The organism is Burkholderiaceae bacterium DAT-1, assembly GCA_019084025.1.
Classification (GTDB): Bacteria; Pseudomonadota; Gammaproteobacteria; order Burkholderiales; family Chitinimonadaceae; genus DAT-1.
The window spans coordinates 231024-250053 of record JAHRBI010000005.1; the positions used below are offsets into that span (position 1 = coordinate 231024).

11 protein-coding genes are annotated in these 19030 nt (G+C 55.9%); 5 read left to right on the forward strand and 6 right to left on the reverse strand.

The annotated features are described in order from the left end of the window. Positions 1–4 precede the first annotated feature (4 nt). Genes KSF73_12045 through KSF73_12060 form a run of 4 tightly spaced genes read left to right on the forward strand, consistent with a single transcriptional unit; the run spans position 5 to position 5342 of the window. The gene (locus KSF73_12045) at positions 5–1216 is read left to right on the forward strand and encodes a class I SAM-dependent methyltransferase (GenBank protein MBV1776439.1); all 1212 of its coding nucleotides are present in this window, start codon (positions 5–7) and stop codon (positions 1214–1216) included. Further along, positions 1213–2079, forward strand: coding sequence for a hypothetical protein (locus KSF73_12050; protein ID MBV1776440.1), 867 nt, complete (start codon positions 1213–1215; stop codon positions 2077–2079). The genes KSF73_12045 and KSF73_12050 overlap by 4 nt, the downstream gene beginning before the upstream one ends. 43 nt (positions 2080–2122) lie before the next feature. Then, positions 2123–2626, forward strand: a complete 504-nt coding sequence (locus KSF73_12055; protein ID MBV1776441.1) for a class I SAM-dependent methyltransferase — start codon at positions 2123–2125, stop codon at positions 2624–2626. Positions 2627–2675: 49 nt separating this feature from the next. Beyond that, on the forward strand, positions 2676–5342 hold the full coding sequence (locus tag KSF73_12060) for a tetratricopeptide repeat protein (protein ID MBV1776442.1): 2667 nt from the start codon (positions 2676–2678) through the stop codon (positions 5340–5342). A gap of 73 nt (positions 5343–5415) precedes the next feature. Here KSF73_12060 and KSF73_12065 read toward each other — a convergent pair whose 3' ends face one another. From KSF73_12065 to KSF73_12090, 6 genes are all read right to left on the reverse strand, one after another. Then, complete coding sequence (locus KSF73_12065) at positions 5416–6216, reverse strand: hypothetical protein (GenBank protein ID MBV1776443.1); 801 nt, start codon at positions 6214–6216, stop codon at positions 5416–5418. Positions 6217–6219: 3 nt separating this feature from the next. Next, on the reverse strand, positions 6220–7356 hold the full coding sequence (locus tag KSF73_12070; protein ID MBV1776444.1) for a DegT/DnrJ/EryC1/StrS family aminotransferase: 1137 nt from the start codon (positions 7354–7356) through the stop codon (positions 6220–6222). A 169-nt stretch (positions 7357–7525) separates the two neighbouring features. Further along, entirely contained in the window at positions 7526–8866 is a 1341-nt protein-coding gene (locus KSF73_12075) for a TolC family outer membrane protein (protein MBV1776445.1), read from the reverse strand. 2 nt (positions 8867–8868) lie between these two features. Next, positions 8869–10236 carry an HlyD family type I secretion periplasmic adaptor subunit gene (locus tag KSF73_12080; GenBank protein MBV1776446.1) on the reverse strand — a complete coding sequence of 456 codons (1368 nt, stop codon included), beginning with the start codon at positions 10234–10236 and terminating at the stop codon, positions 8869–8871. Continuing rightward, positions 10233–11960, reverse strand: a complete 1728-nt coding sequence (locus KSF73_12085) for a type I secretion system permease/ATPase (protein ID MBV1776447.1) — start codon at positions 11958–11960, stop codon at positions 10233–10235. Before KSF73_12085 ends, KSF73_12080 begins: the two co-directional genes overlap by 4 nt. A gap of 78 nt (positions 11961–12038) precedes the next feature. Then, positions 12039–18215, reverse strand: a complete 6177-nt coding sequence (locus KSF73_12090) for a heme utilization protein (GenBank protein MBV1776448.1) — start codon at positions 18213–18215, stop codon at positions 12039–12041. Between the two features lie 497 nt (positions 18216–18712). On the opposite strand from KSF73_12090, the gene KSF73_12095 reads away from it, so the two are divergent. Further along, entirely contained in the window at positions 18713–19030 is a 318-nt protein-coding gene (locus tag KSF73_12095; GenBank protein ID MBV1776449.1) for an STAS domain-containing protein, read from the forward strand.

The window sequence follows — 19030 nt, forward strand, 5'->3', positions numbered from 1 at the left end:
TGCCATGAGTACGCCACAGGCTCGCGCACTGCTTCAGCACGCCGTCTCACTGCATCTGCAGGATCGATTTCAGGAAGCACACGACTTCTACCTCAGCCTGCTGGGCGATCCCGTACTCGCGCCGCATGCATCCCATCTGCTGGGCGTGTTGCTGATGCAGCACGGTTTTCTGGATGAGGGCAAACGGCGGATTGATGCCGCGCTGCAATCACGTCATTACCCCGAAGCACATGCCAATCTCAATGTATTTGGCGAGAGTGTGTCGGCCAAGTGGGATCAGGAAGACCGCTTTGCAGAACGGCCAGAGCCATGGCGTCCGCCCGCTTGGGGTACCACCGATCGCTGGCGGCATCTGCGCATGATTGATTTTGCGAACTGCTTTGTTGAAGAGAATGCCACCTGGCTGACCATTGGCGATGCCTATGGCCATGATGCCCTGATGCTGCACGAGTTTGGGATTAGCAAGGTGACAGCATCCAACCTGAATGCCACCCAGCTGCAACAGGCACACGACCTCGGGCATATCGGCGACTTTCTGGCTTTGAATGCCGAGAAGATTGATCTGCCCGATGACTCGGTCGATTACGTGTTGTGCAAGGAGGCGCTGCACCATATGCCGCGCGCTTCGGTAGCGATTTACGAGATGCTGCGCGTGGCGCGCAAAGGCGTATTTCTGGTGGAGCCACAGGACCCGGCTATCGACCTGCAGGCCAATCACGACAATGGCTTCTATTTCAAAATGGAAGGCAACCAGCTGCATACCTGCAAGGAGGGGATGGAGCAGCCCCTTCATAGCGCGATGATGGACTGGTACGAGGATGGCGCATTCAATTACGTCTATACCATTTCACGTCGCGAAATCCGCAAGCTGTGCTGTGGCATGGGCTTGCCCGCGTATGCAGCACTTTCGTTCAATGACATGTATGTGGAGGAATGGTGCGATCAGCCAGCTACCGCAGATAGCCCCGGCTTCCAGCGTCTGTATCGCGAGATTGCCCTGTGGGATAACTTCTGCAATCAAACCGGCAAGCCGCGCAGCCACCTTGCCGCCCTGCTGTTCAAGCGCGCCCCCTCGCATCTGGTCGAGCAGGCGCTGCATCAGCGCGGCTACACCATCCAGCGTACCCCAACACGATTCTTGCCGATTCGTTGGCCAGACATTCAGACCCAGCCAACTCATGTGCCACAGCGGGAGGTTGAGGAGCAGTTGCCATGATCCGCGACTTGCCGGTATTGCTGCTCAATTTCAATCGGCCAGACCTGACACGGGGCCTGATCGACAACTTGCGCCTGGTTAAACCGTCGCGCGTGTTTGTCTCCATTGATGGGCCGAGAGATAGCCATCCGGACGATGCTGCACGCTGCCAGCAGGTTTTTGAATCACTGGCGGCCATTGACTGGCCGTGCGAATTAAACGTGAAACGTCATGGCAGAAATCAGGGCTTGCGGCTGGCAGTACGCACGGCACTGGCCTGGTTTTTCGAGGCGGTGGAATACGGGGTGATTCTGGAGGACGACATCCGCTTCGGTGAGGACTTCTTCACCTATTGCGAGGAGATGGGCGAGCGTTACCGAGACGATCTGCGCATCGGTGCCGTATCCGGCAACAATCTGATTGCCCATCTGCTGGCACCGGGCACCCTGCCCGACCACGAATTCCTGTGCACCATTTTCCACTGTTGGGGCTGGGCCACGTGGCGCGATCGCTGGGCCGCCTACGACGATAATGTCGTGCTGGATGACGCACTGTTCGGCGCTCCACTTGAGGATCGGGTGAGCAACGACCATGCCCGTACCTTCTGGCGACATGCACGCCTGGCGCTGGCCGCCAACAAGATTTCATCGTGGGCGTGGCGCATGCAGTTTTCGCAGTGGCGAGCCAATCGCTATTTTGTCACACCGCCACACAATCTATGTGTGAACGAGGGATTTGGCGAAGAGGCCACCAATACCGCGCAAAAACCGATCTGGGCTGCAGGCCTCACAATCGGCAACTTTGATGTGCATCGCCCCGTTCCGTTACCGATTGCCGTACACGATGCCTTTGACTGGTATGAAAACAAGGCGCTGTTTGGCTAATTGCCAGCAAGCGTCTCACACATGAACATGAGGGAGTGCTGTTATGGAAAACGCCACCAAGACGCTTGATCTGGGATGTGGCCCCAATCCACGCAATCTGTTCAATGCAGCAGAAGTGTACGGGATTGATATCCGCGAAAGTGACAACCCCAACATCAAGGCGGCCGATCTAGCCATCGAGCCGATTCCGTTTCCAGATAACCATTTCGAGTTTGTCACCGCGCACGATTTTATCGAACATATTCCGCGCGTCATTTATATGCCGCATCGGCGCTTTCCCTTTATCGAACTGATGAACGAGGTGTATCGCGTACTCAAGCCGGGCGGCATGTTTCTGTCGTTTACACCAGCCTATCCGCATGGCGAGGCGTTCCGTGATCCGACTCACGTCAACATCATCACCGAGCAAACCTTCCAGGCCTATTTCGACGACACCAATCGCTGGGGCACAATGTATGGGTTCAATGGCGCATTCAAGATTGTCAGTCAGGAATGGAAAGGCCCGCATCTGCTGACCATTCTGCAGAAAATTCAGGTTTTGGCCTGATTTGTGCTTGGCATATTGATCGATTCAAAAGCGGCATAGAGGCACCACCATGGCGGATCTGAAAAACATTCTGGAATCCGGCCTGGCCATGCAGAACGCAGGCCAGCACGATACGGCGCGATCATTGTTCAATCAGGCCTTAGCCCTTGACCCGGACAATATCATTGCACTGTACTCGCTCTCCATTATCTTGCTGAATGTCGACAGCCAGCCTGATGTGGCACTGCAAAAAATCAGCCATGCCGTCAAAGTCAGTCCGGCATTCTCGCAAGGCCATTTTGCGCGCGGGGTAATTCATCAATCGCTTGGGAAGTACGATGCCGCCCTAGCTGACTTCGATGAGGCCATCCGACTGAACCCGCAATATGCCGAAGCCCTGATCAATCGCGGCGCGCTTCTGCGCGAACTGCACCGCCATCACGATGCGATTTCCTCATTCAAACAGGCGCTGGATATTGACCCCTCGAACATCACCGCACTGGGCAACTACGGCATCATGCTGTCCGAGTACAAGCAGCACAAAGCCGCCGCAGAGGTCTTTTCCGCGTTAATCAAACAGGCGCCGGACTACGACTATGGCCCGGGATTGCTGGTGTATGAACAGCTGCACATGTGTGACTGGAGTCAGTATCACGCGCTAAAAGCCGCGATTGAATCCGGATTGCGCGAAGACAAGCGCACCTGCAAGTCACTGGCCTTGATGTCTGTCTCGGATGAGGCTGAACTGCATTTCAAGGCAGCGCACCTCTTCGCCGATAAGCGCTTTGCCCCTGAACATGATCCGGCGATTGCTGCAGGTCACTATCGCCACAAGCGCATCCGCATTGGTTATGTGTCACCCGACTTCCGCGAACATCCAGTGGGACAGCTAATTGTTGGCGTTCTGGAATCGCACGACCGCGAACGGTTTGAGGTGTATGGCTACTCGATTGGTATGGATGACGGCAGCGACCGCCGCGACCGTATCAAGGCTGCATGCGACCATTTTTACGATCTGAAAGCGACGCCCGCCAAGGAAGCCGCCGCGCTGATTCGCTCGCACGAGATCGACATCCTGATTGATCTGGCAGGGTACACCAGTGATTCGCGTACCAAGATCTTTGCCTGGCGTCCTGCCCCGGTGCAGATCAATTTCCTGGGTTATCCGGGCACCATGGGGGTGAACTACTACGACTACATCCTGGCTGATCCGCAAGTGATTCCGCAGGAGCATGAGGCGTACTACAGCGAAAAAGTGCTGCGCATGCCGCATTGCTATTTGCCCACCGATGCCTCGCTGATGGCCGAGCGGCCCACGCCTCTGCGCGCCACGTACGGATTACCGGAAACAGGCGTGATTTTCTGCTCGTTTAATCACGAGCACAAAATCAATCCGGATGTATTTGGCAGCTGGATGCGCATCATGCAACAGGTGCCCGGTAGTGTCCTGTGGCTCATGGGTCGCAACGAGATGGTGATCCGCAATCTGCAGGAAGAAGCCGGACGTCACGGGATCAGCGCCGAGCGTCTGATCTTTGCCAGCCGGGTGCCATCGCTATCTGACCATCTGGCGCGTTACCAGCTGGCCGACATGTTCCTCGATACCTTCCCGTATAACGCCCACACCACAGCCAGCGATGCGCTGCTGTCAGGCTTGCCCGTTATTACCCTTGCCGGGCATTCCTTCCCGTCGCGCGTGGCGTCCAGCCTGCTCAAGGCCGTGGGCATGGAAAGCCTGATTACGCATTCACGCGAAGAATACGAGCAGCTTGCGATTCGACTGGCCAACGCGCCAGCAGAGCTGGCTGCCATCAAGCAGCGTCTCAATGACAACAAGCGCAGCTACCCGCTTTTCGATACAGCCGGCTTTTGCCACGATCTCGAGGCGCTGCTGGCACGCACACTCGGCCAGCATCAGAAAGCGCATGCGAGCCAGCAGGTACGCCATGAGAAGGCAAGCAAGGCGCTGTCTGCCAAAGCGATATCTGCATCCACCGAAAGCAAACGACTGGTATCGGTTGTGCCGGTGTATCGCGCCGAGTTGCCGCTTAAGGAGCGCCATGCGCTAGATCTCTCGCTCAAGCATCTAAACGGCCATGCACTGTGCTTTGTGCATCCGCGCAGCCTGAATCTGGACTGGTATCGCCAGTGCTATCCTTCCGCCACCTTTGAAGCATTCGACGACAGCTATTTCGTTTCCGTCAATGCTTACAGCCGTCTCCTGCTCGACCCTGCTTTCTATTCCGCCTTCACGACCTGGCCGATGATGCTGCTGCTTCAAACGGACGCAGCCATCCTCAAGCCCGGTATCGAGTCCTGGCTGGAGATGCCTTACGACTATATCGGTGCCCCGTGGCCGGATGGATTCGAGTTTTTTGTGAACGCCGATCAGTTCGCCGGCAGCAATGGCATCAAGATTCGCGTCACGGTGGGCAACGGCGGACTCAGCCTGCGCAGGCCCGAAGCCTGTATTTGCGCCTTGCAGGAGTTTCCGGGGCTGGCGAGTACATTTGCCCGCAGCGGATCAAACGAAGACCTGTATTTTGCGATTGCAGGCCAGATTTCCCGCCATTTCCGCGTACCCAATGAGATGGTGGCCGCACGCTTCTCGCTCGAACGCGCCGTCGAAAAATACTTCAAACGCACGGGCGAATTGCCACTGGCCACCCATGCGTTTGAGAAGTACGAGCCAGATTTCTGGCGGGAGCATTGTCCGGGACTGTGGCCATCACATTGAATGCCGGTCGGCACAGATGCAAACAGGGTGCTTTCGCACCCTGTTTCACTGAATCGTAGCGGATGACTTCGATCTAATTTTTCCCGAGCATCGCAGCAAATCGCGCCGCATTGTCCCGATTATCCATGCAGGCATCAAAGAATTCGGGCTGGATTTGCTTGTTGCCGCGCACCCGCGAAGCAATCATGCCTAGATACGCCTCGTGGTGTACCCCCAGGCGCATGAAGGTATAGAGCAACATGCGCTCGGCCTGAAGCGGCTCGTCCACCTCGTTGAGATAGGTGGGAATCATATCCAGACGATGGCCGTATACTTCAGCCACGCGCGCAGGCGCGAAAGCAAAGCGGTCATTTAACCCGCCCCACAATTGCCATCCCGGTGTCAGAATCACATTACCTTGATACTGTTGTGAAGCATTCACTGCATGCACAATATCGAGTGGCGTGTGGTAATACAAATCCAGACGTACAAAAAGAAAGTAATCAAACTCCCCTTTCGGCACGGATGAATATACAGTGCGGATTGAAAATAATTCGCGCAGGATATTACGAATACTGGCGAAATCATCGCGATATTCGTGATCATGATGCGGCCGAAACAAACCGTAATTGATTGTTTGGTCGAATGCACCCTGATCAATCCCAACCAGATTGGCAAATGGAATCGAGGCCAGTGTATCCATTTCCGGCATGCAATTCACTTCGCCGCTACGCGCATTGCTGAATCCGGTAGAAGGCATCATTAATCCGCCAAATACCCGATACTCACACCCCGCCGCCTTGAGCGCACCAAAAATATTGCGCTCAATGGACGGCAACGTAACTGATAAAGAGCGATTCAGGCCAAAAAAGCAGACTGCGACGCGAACAGCCATGATTTACCACCCGGAGCGAATCACTTCACAGACTTGATCGATTTGTTCCAGTTCGACACGTGGATGCGCAGGCAAAACCAGATAGCGGTATTCCACTTCATCCATATTCGGCAAATCAGTCCGGCGCTGACCGAAGATTGAATAGCGATCGTTGCGGTAATGCACTTGTGCCGATTCGATCTTGTGCTCACGCAATTTCTGCATGAGGCCGATGCGGTCTTTATCCACCACAATGGTCACCAGCCACGGGCAGAAATCTTGCGTCTTCTCAGAGACAGGCTCGATCAGATGCAGACCAGCTACGCCTTTCAGGCCTTCCTGGTAACGCTTGAAAATCGCCTTGCGCGCAGCGACCACGGAGTCGATACGCTCAAGCCCGGACAATCCCAGCGCGGCGGCAATATCGGTCATCTGATACTTGTAGCCCACGTCGACAATATCGTTTTCCCACACCCCGCCCTGCTTGGATTCGCGGTCGATTCCGAACCAGCGCAGCTTTTTGGCACGCGACAGCAAGGCTTGATTACGGAAAGTCAGCATGCCGCCATCGCCCGTGGTCAGTGTCTTGATGGCCTGGAAGGAGAAGATGACAAAATCTTCAAATGAGCCTACCCATTTGCCGTCGTATTTCGATCCAATTGAGTGCGCGGCATCCTGAATAACCGGAATACCATAACGCTTGGCAATGGCATTGATTTCATCGTACTCGCAGCAAATGCCACCATAATCGACGGTCACAATCGCACGGGTGCGTTCGGTAATCTTGCGCTTCAAATCATCAATCGAGATATTCAGCGTGCGCGGATCAACATCGACAAAGACGATTTTCACGCCCATGTACAGGAAGGGGATATTGGTGGCGGTACAGGTAAATACGGGCACCAGTACTTCATCACCTGCTTTTAATCCTGCCAGTAAATAGGCCAGGTGCAATGCGTCCGTGCCACTTCCTACTGCAAGCGGCAGATTATCGCCAAGATATTTTTCTCGGAGTAATTGCTCGAATTTCTCGACACGCGGGCCTTGACCAATCCAGCGCGTTTTTAAGGTGGCGGTCACTTCATCAATTGCAGCGAGTGGCACAGTGGGGTAAAACAGCGTGATACCCTCGGATGGATCCATCAATGGATATTCGTTCATTTTCTTGCCTCTCGACATGATTCGGGCAGACTCATGCGCCCCCTCTGGCGACTCGTTGCTCCGATAGCCCGAATCGCGCCTGTTTACTCATTTCAGTGTAGAAAACAATGCGTAATGTGCAAATGCAATCGACAAGGAAATAGCCTGAATAAATGACCGTGCCTGTAAATTAATTGCCAGCCAGCTCGCGTGTCTGGTTGAAATAGGCATCCATGCGCGCCACATCATCCATGGTCAGTGCACCAATATCGGATTTCAGCATCACCCAGGAAAGCAGATAGCCCGCAACTGCCTGCGTCAGATCGCGGCGTACCTGATAAAGCTGCTGTTCCGCATTCAACACATCGATATGCGCACGCACCCCGCCCTTCACGCCTGCTTCGTTTGACTTGAGTGCCTTTTCACTGGAGCGTTCGGCCACCAGCAGTGCCTTGATGCGGTTGATCCCGCCAGTGACACCGGAGAACTGACGTACCACGTCCTCTTCGACTTGATGTTGCGTTGCTTCGTGTGTGCTTCGCGCGGCTCCCCAGCGGGCAGCAGCGGACTGGCTGGCCGCTGAAATAGCGCCACCGGAATAGATCGGCACATTTACCTGTACGCCTATCAATCGAGTATTGGATTGTTCATTCAGCGTTGCCAGTGTTTGCGAGCTGGTCTTCTGCGATTGCATGACCAGATTCACCGTCGGGTAATGATTGGCTTTGACGATATCGATATCCTGACGCGCAATCTCGACGCCGTGCTGACTGGAACGAAGCAAGGGGCTATCTACCACTGCCTTTTCAATCCACCAGTCGACTTTGGCTGGTTCGGGCATTTCGAGCACCAGTCCGGTGCCGGGTACACGCAGGGCATCTACCGGGACCGACACCAGATCAGACAGGCGTTTGCGCACCACCCGCAATACACTTTCAGCATCAATCCGTTGTGCTTCGGCCAAATCCAGACGTGCCTGGGCATCATCCATATCGACAACTGTTCCCTCGCCAGCCCCGCGTGATTGCTTGGCGAGCAAACGCAATTGTTCCAGTGTCGAAATCTGTCGCTTGGCTAGTTCGAGATTTTCAGCAGATACCAGCACATCAAGATAAGTAGACACATAGCGAACCACAGCATCAGACTGACGCACCCTCAGCGATTCGGATGCAAAGTCCCGCTTGACGCGGCTTTGCTTGTATTGTTCCCAGATGGATTTGTTAAAGATGGGCTGCGTGAGCGTAATGGCCCAGTCTCTGGAACTGTAATTGAGCGGATCAGTTGCGGAGAGGTTACCCAATGATGCAGTGCGATCCCCTCTGACACGGGAAATACTGCCTGATACACCCACCTTGGGGAGTAAGCCGGAAAATGCAATATCGCCTTCCGCGTCCATCGCTGCCTTGTCTTGCAAGGCAGCAGCCAGCTGCGGATCATGCGCTAGTACCTGACGGTAGCCTTCTAGCAGTCCCATCGCCGATACGGAAGGCACGATTGCACATGCACACATGACAGCGATAAGACGAGGCAACATTATTCCTCCGAGAAGGCAGTTCCAATCCGATCTTTGAGGGGTTTGACCAAGTAGTTATACAGCGTATGTTCACCGGTCTTAATAACCACCATAGCATTCATTCCCGGCTTCAGTTGGTAACGGCCCAGACGTTTCATTTCCTGTTGCGGAATTGTCACTTTCATCGAATAGAACACCCGCCCGGTGCGCTGATCCACGGTACGGTCGGCTGACACATAAGAAATCGTTCCTTTCAGGACTTTCTCACCTTCATGACTCAATGTCGGGAAGCTGACATTCACCTTGGTTCCCGCAACCGCCTTCTGCACGCTTTCTGGCGCAAGTTGCACTTCAACCAGCATGGCATCATGTTGCGGAACGATTTCGAGAATATGCATACCCGGCTGGATCACCGCACCGGGGTGGTTTACGGCCAGACTCATTACCTCACCGTCAATCGGTGCCTTGATATTGGTGGCCAGCAAAGCATGCAGGGCCGAGGTCAGCCGTTCTGCAGATGCATTGGATTCACGTTCGACATCGACCAGTTGCCCCTGCACTTCCTTCTCGAACTCCTGTTCGCGGGCAATGGCGCGCAACTGTACTTCTTCGATCGCTTTTAAGGTACGGGTCGAGTTTGCAAGCACTTCGCCCAGTGCCGCATCGATATCAGCTGCGCTGCGTTCCATTTGCAGCAGCCGGTTGCGTGGCACATACCCATCCTTGGCCATTTCACTTACACCGCGTAGTTCTTCATGTAGCGACTCGGATTGTGCCATCCGGGAATTACGTAGCGCCTTGTAGCCATCCAGCTGTGCATGCAATCCGGCAATCTGTTCACGGAAAATGCTGCGTTCGCTATCACGGGTTGCGCGGCGGGAAGCGAACAGCTGTTCCTGAATCCGCATCGCGTCCTGCAGACGCGGATCATCGGCAAAGATATCCAATAAATCGGGATCAAATGCCACGTGATCCAGGCGGTCGCGTTCGGATTTCAGACGACTCTGCAAAGCATGCAGACTGATGTACTGGCCTTCGATCGTTGCCAGCTGAGCGCGCGCATCCACCATATCCAGCTGAATCAATGAGTCGCCCTTGCGTACCAGTGCCCCCTCGCGAACGAAGATTTCCCGCACTGTGCCACCGTTCTGGTGCTGCACCAGGCTATGACTATTGGTAAAGCTCACCACGCCACCGAGACTGATCCCGCCATCCAGCGGTACGCTCACAGCCCAGGTCAGAAAGCCCCCAAAGCCCACGATGGCCACCCACCAGCCCACGCGCAATTTGACGCCATGCTCGGCCTCAACCTTGGCATGATCTACCGGAATGCCGCCACTCATCTTGATCCCGATGAGTGCCTGTTCTTCTGCGCTTAACCGTCTCATGTCTGACCCGCCACTTCAACACTGGGGCTGGATGGCGCCGGATTGCCATTGATCAGCACCGACAGCACCTGGTCACGCGGACCATAGAGCTGTAACGAGCCGTCATTGAGCACCATCAGCTTGTCGACCACATTGAGGATACTGGTGCGATGCGTGATCACGATCACCGTCTTGCCCCGGCGTTGCAGATCAATCATGGCGCGCACCAGCGCTTGTTCTCCCAGCTCATCCAGACTGGCATTGGGCTCATCCAGCACCAGCAACGACGGATTGCCATACAGCGCCCGTGCCAGACCGATCCGTTGCCGTTGTCCGCCAGACAGCATCGAGCCTCCGACACCCAGTTTGGTGTCATAGCCTTTGGGCAGACGCTGGATCATGTCGTGCACACCTGCACGCATTGCGGCTTCCACCACTTTTGTGGCATCCAGCTCGCCAAAGCGCGAAATGTTCTCCCCCACCGTGCCTTCAAACAGCTCGGTGTCCTGTGGCATATACCCGATGCAGGGGCCCAGTTCGGCCTTGTTCCATGCATGTACATCGTGCCCGTCCAGTCTCACCGAACCGGTCTGGGTCGCCCACACACCCACCAGTGCGCGGGCAAGACTGGATTTCCCCGATGCACTCTGTCCAATGACGCCCACGATATCGCCTGCGCGAATCGTAAAATTCAGCGACTTCAGGACGGGTGCCATGGCACCGGGCGGGGTTAGCGAGACGTTTTCCACGGTCACTTCGCCAATCGGTGCGGGTAAGCTCATATTTTCGTCACGTACCGGATATTCTTTAAGCAGCTTGTCGAGTCTGCTCCAGGCTGTGCGCGCGTTAAAAATCTGTTTCCACGAGGTGATCACCATGTCGATAGGTTGCAGGGCGCGTCCCATCAGCATCATGCAAGCCGTCATCATCCCGGCGGAGAGTTTGTCTTCGATATTCAGCACCACGCCTACCGCCATCACGGCACACATCAAGAGCATTCGCACAATTTTGCTGGCGATATGCAGCACAGCGGCGCGGTCGGCGGCTTCGGTCTGCTTGCTCAGCACCCGGCTCTGAAAATGGAACCAGCGCGTGCGGATGGAGGGCAGCATGCCCAGCGCCTCGATCACTTCAGCGTTTTGCAGATTGTTGTTGGCGTAGTTGCTTGCGGCAATTCCTGCCGTGCTGGCGTCAGAAAGTGCCGCCTTGGTGGTGACTTCGGACAGCCAGGTGATGCCGCCAAGTAGCACAATCCCGATCAGAAACACACAGGCCATGGCCCAGTGAATAGCCATGAACAACCCGAGATACAGCAATCCCCAGGGCGCATCAAAGATAGCGATTGGTGCGGTACCGGTCAGAAACTGGCGCAGGGTGGTAACGTCGTACATGGCTTGCGACGGATTGCCGCCGGCACGCTGGAGATTACGCTCGAATGCCGCTGTAAATACACGCGGACTGAGCGTCAGGTCGATTTTATTGCCAATGCGGATCAGTGCATGCGATCGCACGACTTCGAGCGCCGCCATCAACGCAACGAGCGCCAGCCCGAGCAATGTGAGCATGAACAGCGTGCTGAGATTACGACTGGACATGACGCGATCAAAAATCTGCATCATGTAAATGGCAGGCGCGAGCATCAGCATATTGATGACCGCGCTGAGTGCCGACAACTGCAGTGCTGCCCCTTTCAGGCTATCGACGATGGCCCGGAGCTCGCTGCGGCCGTTGGGCTCGTTTTCCATGCTTCCCCCACGGTATGACGTCGCTGCTCCAGTTCATGGCGAATGGGGGAAACTCCCCCACCCGCCTTGTGCCCTGTATCAGTTGAAGATCATCTGTACATCGGCATGAACCAGCAGCTGTGCGTTGCCTTGGTTGAGTACGTGGTAGGTGGCATCCTGAATCTGCACGGTGCCGCCGTGTACCCAATCTCCCGTTGCAAGCTGGACAGAGTGGCCGCTTCCGCCCTCGATCACCATCTGCACCGGGGCCGCTGCGGTGTTGGCCTGCGTTGCGCCGTAGTGCAGCACATCGCCGACATTCACCTTCAGGCTACTGACTCCCTGGCCGACTGCCGCCAGATTGACATGCCCGCTCGCTGCTCCTAGTGCCCGCTCGATCGAAGCCATATCCACGGTACCGCCGTGTCCGGCAATCTGTCCGGTCAGGCGACTGCCATCCGTCGGGAGGACATGATGACTGATCAGTCCCGGGTCAAGTCGGGCAATCAGTGCTTCCATCGGCAGATGCTTACCGAGATCGGTCAGACCTTGCGCGCTTGCTACGCCAGCTTGTTGAGCAAGTGTCGTGCCAGCCGCAACTGCACTACCCGTCAGCGTCGAACCATCACTGAAGAGTGCCGTTGTTGTCGACAGGGAGTTGATAACCGGACTCGATGCCAGCGGTACTACCTCGGCATTGACGCCTGCCTCGCCAATCAACGAGAGGCTGACGCTCTGACCCGTGAGCAGCGCATCACCGTTCAGGAGCGAACCCGCAGCGGATGGTTTGGCCAGATCAGCCAGCAGCGCAGCAATCTGATCAGAGCTCATCACTGCGCGCTCGGCCGAGGTGAAGGCCTGGGCTTGCGCCTTGGACATCGCGCTCAGTTGAGTGGTTGTCAGCGCCTGTACTTCCACCGTTGTCAGGTTGGCGATCGCACTTGTGGTCAGCGCCGTGATCTGAGTGGTCGTCAGTGCAACCAGCTGGTTGGTGCTCAATCCTGCGATGCCGGTGGTCGCCAGTTTGCTGATTTGCGATGTCGTCAACGCAGTCAGCTGATTGGTACTCATGGCCACCAAGTCCGCACTATTGAGTGCCGCAATCTGCGTGGTCTTCAGTACGGCGATCTGGGAGGTCAAGAGTGCCGCAACCTGATTGGTACTCATCGACGCAACGCTAGAGGTCGTCAGCGCAACCAGTTGAGCCGAACTCAAAGAGGTCAACTGCGTAGTATCCAGTGCAGCGACATCTTCGGTTCCCAGTACCGCAATCTGCGTCGAGGACAACGCGCCGACCTGATTGGTATTCAGGGCTGCAATGTCGGCCGTGTTCAAGGCGATAATTTGCGTCGTCTTCAGTGCCGCGACCTGTGAAGTCAGCAGGGCCGATACCTGAGACGTATTCAGACCTGCGATATCTCCGGTTTCCAGGGCGCGCAGCTGGCTGGAATTCAGTGAAGTAAGCTGAGCCGTATCCATTGCCGCCACATCTTCCGTCCCCAGCGCGGTAATCTGCGAGGTTGACAGTGCAGCTAGCTGCGACGTCAGCATTGTTGCGACTTGCGCGGTATTCAGCCCTGCAATCTGAGCTGTTTTCAGCGCGGCAATTTGCGCGGTCAGCAACGACTGCAGTTGCGTGCTGTTCAGACCTGCCAGATCACTGGTTTCCAGTGCCTGCATCTGGGTGGTGCTGAGCGCCACCAGTTGTGCAGTGCTGAGTGCAGCGACATCTGCCGTATTCAGTGCCAGCACCTGAGTCGTCTTCAATACTGCCAGCTGACTGGTCAGCAAGGCCGCAAACTGAGCCGTATTCAGTGCACCGACATCACCTGTTGTCAGCGCCTGTACCTGAGCCGTATTCAGCGTGGTCAGCTGGGCTGTATCCAATGCGGCGACATCCTCGGTTCCGAGTACCGCAACCTGCGCTGTGGTCAGAGAGGTGACCTGACTGGTTGTCAGTGCCGCCATATCCGCGGTATTCAGCGCCGCTACTTGCGAGGTCTTCATCGCTGCCAGCTGCGAGGTCAGCAGCACCTGCACCTGAGCGGTGGTTAGGCCAGCGACGTCGCCTGTAGTCAGCGCCTGCACCTGGGAAGTATTCAATACCGTGAGCTGCGCGGTATTCATTGCGGCCACGTCTTCCGTACCAAGCGATGCCACTTGGGCGGTTGTCAGCGCCGTAATCTGGTTGGAGTTAAATACCGCCACATCGGCCGTATTCAGTGCCTGCACCTGATTTGTCTTAAGCGCAGCCACTTGCGAGGTCAGCATCACTGCGACCTGTGCAGTACTCAGTGCGGCAATATCACTCGTTTCCAGCGCACGCAACTGGCTCGTGGTGAGTGCAGTAAGCTGACTGGTATCCAGCGCTGCAACATCTTCGGTGCCGAACGCGACGATCTGAGCCGTGGACAATGCGGCAAGCTGAGTTGTCAGCAGCGACGCAACCTGAGCAGTATTGAGCGCTGCAAACTGTGCTGTCTTCAGTGCAGCAATCTGCGAGGTCAGCAGGGCTTGCAGTTGCGTACTGTTCAAGCCAGCCAGATCACCCGTTTCAAGTGCCTGGATCTGGGCAGTATTGATGGCAACCAATTGAGCCGTACTGAGCGCAGCCACATCTGCAGTCGTCAGGGCGACGACCTGATTGGTCTTGAGTGCAGCCAGCTGACTGGTGAGCAATGCGGCAAACTGAGCCGTGTTCAGCGCACCTACTTCACCCGTAGTCAACGCTTGAACCTGCGCAGAGTTCAGTGTGGTGAGCTGCGAGGTGTTCATCGCGGCTACATCTTCTGTCCCCATTGAAGCAATTTGCGCAGTGGTCAGTGCGGTAACTTGATTGGTGCTGAGAATTGCCACATCTGCCGTATTCAGTGCCTGAACCTGACTGGTCTTCATCGCGGCAATCTGCGATGTGAGCAAGGCCTGAACCTGTGTCGTATTCAGCGCAGCGATATCACTGGTTTCCAGCGCGCGCAACTGGCTGGAGTTCAGCGATGTCAGCTGTGCCGTATCCATCGCTGCTACATCTTCAGTTCCCAGTGCCACCACTTGTGAAGTCGTCATGGCTGCGAGTTGCGACGTGAGCAGAGACGCAATCTGAGTGGTATTCAGTCCGGACACCTGGCCTGTCTTCAGCGCGGCAATCTGCGAGGTCAGCAGCGATTGCAGTTGCGTGCTGTTCAAGCCTGCAAGATCGCCTGTTTCCAGTGCCTGAATCTGTGCCGTACTCAGTGCGGTCAGCTGGGCAGTATTAAGGGCAGCCACATCAGCCGTATTCAGTGCCACAACCTGATTGGTCTTCAGTGCGGCCAGCTGGCTGGTCAGCAGTGAGGCGAACTGGGCGGTACTGAGCGCGCTCACATCCCCGGTGGTGAGTGCCTGCACCTGCGCAGTATTCAGGATATTAAGTTGCGCCGTATCAAGTGCCGCAACATCCTCGGTGCCCAGTACTGCTACCTGTGCAGTGGACAGCGCCGTAATCTGGCTGGTGCTGAGTGCAGCCATATCTGCCGTATTCAGGGCAGCAACCTGGCCGGTCTTGAGTGCGGCAATCTGCGAAGTCAGCAAGACCTGAACCTGCGCGGTATTCAAGCCAGCTACGTCACCCGTGGTCAGCGCCTGGACCTGGGCTGAAGTAAGCGTAGTGAGCTGCGCTGTATTCATCGCAGCCACATCTTCAGTACCCAGTGCTGCCACCTGCGCAGTGGTCAGCGCATTCACCTGGTTTGTACTAAAGACTGCAACATCAGCTGTGTTCAAAGCTTGAATCTGGTTTGTTTTCAGCGCCGCAACCTGTGAAGTCAGCAGAGCCGATACCTGCGCCGTATTCAGCCCGGCGATGTCACTGGTTTCCAGTGCGCGCAACTGGTTGGAATTCAGTGCGGTCAGCTGGCTGGTATCCAGCGCAGCGACGTCCTCAGTCCCCAGTGCGACGATCTGGGCTGTAGTGAGTGCCGCAAGTTGCGAAGTCAGCAATACAGCTACTTGCGCGGTGTTGAGTCCTGCAATCTGTGCGGTCTTCAGCGCTGCAATCTGCGCAGTGGACAGCGCCTGCAGCTGGGTACTGTTGAGCCCGGCTATATCGCCAGTCTCCAGTGCCTGAATCTGCGAGGTATTGAGTGCGCTCAATTGTGCTGTATTCAGCGCAGCCACATCTGCCGTGGTCAATGCCAACACTTGCGAAGTCTTGAGTGCAGCCAGCTGACTGGTCAGGAAAGCAGAGAACTGTGCGGTATTCAGTGCACCGACATCGCCTGTAGACAATGCCTGCACTTGCGCGGTGGTAAATGACGTCAGTTGTGCGGTGTCCATCGCAGCAACATCTTCCGTACCCAGCACAGCCACTTGCGCAGTCGAAAGTGCATTGATCTGGCTCGTGCTTAGCGCGGCCATGTCAGCGGTATTCAGTGCGGCGATCTGACTGGTCTTCAATGCTGCAACGTGCGACGTCAACAAGGCTTGAACCTGAGCCGTGGTCAATGCGGCCACATCACCAGTGGTCAGTGCCTGCACCTGTGCGGATGTAAAGGCTGTGAGCTGCGCGGTACTCATTGCAGCAACGTCTTCTGTCCCCAGAGAGGCAACCTGAGCGGTATTCAGGGCATTGACCTGTGCGGTGTTGAGTACAGCTACATCCGCCGTATTCAGTGCCTGAACCTGATTGGTTTTAAGTGCAGCTACTTGCGATGTCAGCAAGACCGATACCTGAGTGGTATTCAGACCGGCAATATCACTGGTTTCCAGTGCACGCAGCTGGCTGGTATTCAGCGAGGTCAGCTGGGCAGTATCCATGGCGGATACGTCTTCTGTTCCCAGAGCCAGAATCTGCGCAGTGGTCATGGCGGCGAGCTGGGAAGTCAGCAATGCCGCTACTTGAGCAGTATTAAGGCCTGCTACCTGAGCGGTCTTCAATGCTGCGACCTGTGCTGTTGAGAGCGCTTGCAGTTGCGAACTGTTCAGACCCGCAATGTCGCCGGTTTCCAGCGCCTGAATCTGCGAGGTACTCAGCGCATTCAGCTGCGCAGTACTCAATGCTGCAACATCTGCCGTTGTCAGTGCGAGTACCTGTGAGGTCTTAAGCGCAGCAAGCTGGCTGGTCAGCAAAGCGGCGAATTGTGCAGTGTTGAGCGCGGCAACATCACCGGTCGTCAGTGCCTGCACTTGTGCGGTCGTCAGTGTAGCCAGCTGCGAAGTATTCATCGCAGCAACATCTTCAGTACCCAGCACGGCAATTTGGGTCGTCGTCAAAGCAGCAACCTGGCTGGTGCTGAGTGCTGCCACATCGGCGGTATTCATCGCAACAATTTGCGAACTCTTCAAGGCAGCAACCTGAGAGGTCAACAGTACTTGTACCTGCGCCGTATTCAGGCCAGCGACATCCCCTGTGGTCAGAGCCTGAACCTGTGCAGTGGTCAGGGTGGTCAGCTGGGCGGTATTCATTGCTGCGACATCTTCTGTGCCAAGCACCGCAACTTGAGCTGTCGTGAGAACAGAAACCTGAGTCGTATTCAGCACAGCTACATCGGCAGTATTCAGCGCAACAACCTGACTTGAATTCAGCGCCGCAACCTGCGAGGTCAGCAACACCGACACCTGCGTGGTATTCAAGGCAGCGATATCGCTGGATTCGAGTGCCCGCAGCTGGCTGGTACTCAGCGAGGTCAACTGGGTAGTATCCAGAGCAGCCACATCATCTGTACCCAGTGCAACCACCTGCGAGGTGGTCAGCGCAGCCAACTGCGACGTGAGCAGTACGGCAACCTGTGCCGTATTCAGGCCGCTCACCTGACCCGTTTTCAGTGCTGCAATCTGGGATGTGAGCAGTGCCTGAACCTGAGTGCTGCTCAGGGCAGCAATGTCATCCGACTCCAGAGCCCGCACTTGATTAGTCGTGAAGGTACTGAGCTGTGTTGAACTCAGTGCAGAGACATCAGAACTATTGAGCGCGAGAATCTGGGTGGTTTTCATCGCCCCGATCTCGGACGTGGTCAGCGCCTGAATCTGATTGGTATTCATCGCCGCAATGGCGGTCGTCGTCAGGGCGGCGAAGGCCGATGTGGTAAACATCGACACCTGCGTCGTGAGCAGCGCCCCCACACTACTTGAATTCAGCGCCGCAACCTGCGCCGAATTCAGGACCCCGATATGGGTCGTCGTTAGCGCCTGAACCTGCGCAGTGTTGATCGCCGCGAAATCTGCGGTGGAGAGTAGCGTGATCGCAGTCGTATTCAGACCGGCAATGGTGGCCGTGCTCAACGATGTGATAATCGGATCCATGTTTTTCTCACCTATTCCTATGCGGGAGCTCGCTCCCTGACGACCACTGCACGCGGTCAACCGCCATAAGCACGACTTACGTGCTCAGGCTTCGCAGCTGATACGCTAATTTCGACATATCCCAAAAAATCTTGATGGCCAATCACACAAGTGGCGACAAACGGTCATCCCATCTTATTCAGGCACGCAATCCCCTCCCGAGGCGCACGCCCTCGTGCTGTATTCAAGTCCTGTGCAGATCGAAAAGCAAAGCCGTCTGGCGGCGGATTGAAATGTCCCTATTGATAGATTTGTTTGCAGCCACACCTACTGCGGCTCGGCACGGCATCTGCGGCGAATGACTCGGGGTCACGCCACGCATCTCAACCGATGACCGGCATCCAAATCCCCTCCACCTACCATGAAAAAATATTTTTGACTGCTAAGGTTGTATGAGTTGGCGGTGAGCGCGCGCCACATTTTTGGCTTAAGGCGATGAATTTGGCGGAGAAGCACTCATGACACTCGGTGTTGAGGAAAAGGCGGGGATCAGGCATCTCACCCTGGATGGCGAACTCACCATTTCAACGGTCAGTGCGTTGAAATCGGAACTGATCGAGGCGGCTCAAAGCGACAGCGTCTTATTCGACCCGTCACAGCTGAGTGATATCGATAGCTGTGGTGTTCAGTGGCTGGCATTGCTGCACCAGGAAGCGACCCGGCAAGGTCGCGCATTCCATGTTTTACCCGGCCATGCGTCCCTCGATCACATTTTGAAATTGCTGGGGCTCAGCAACATCCTTTCACCGGATACACCGGCCAAGGCGGAGCAATAA